This is a genomic window from Nocardioides guangzhouensis (genome assembly GCF_004519545.1).
Classification (GTDB): domain Bacteria; phylum Actinomycetota; class Actinomycetes; order Propionibacteriales; family Nocardioidaceae; genus Nocardioides; species Nocardioides guangzhouensis.
This window is the reverse complement of record NZ_SDKM01000155.1, coordinates 1-363: the sequence shown is the minus strand read 5'-3', so window position 1 is coordinate 363 and position 363 is coordinate 1. Positions and strand designations below refer to the sequence as shown.

Here is a 363-nt window from a genome sequence, read left to right as displayed (position 1 = left end):
GCCGGGTGCACTTCATGCGCAACGTCCTCGCGGTCGTGCCGAAGGGGAACCAGGAGATGGTCGCCGCCGCGATCAGGACGATCTTCGCCCAGCCCGACGCCGACCACGTGCACGAGCAGTTCGAGGTCATCGCCGCGATGCTGGGCAAGCAGCTGCCCAAGGTCGAGCAGTTGCTCCGCCAGGCCCACGACGACCTGCTGGCCTTCACCGGGTTCCCCGTCGCGCACTGGAAGAAGACCTGGTCGACCAACCCGCTCGAGCGGCTCAACAAAGAGGTCAAACGCCGCACCGACGTCGTCGGGGTCTTCCCCAACCCCGCCGCGCTGCTCCGCCTGGCCGGCGCGGTCCTGGTCGAGGCCCACG

General features: G+C 69.1%; 1 protein-coding gene. It reads left to right on the top strand.

Annotated elements, in window-relative coordinates:
• The coding region (locus EKO23_RS24915; protein ID WP_175582744.1) for a transposase at positions 1-363 on the top strand (363 nt) is incomplete at both ends.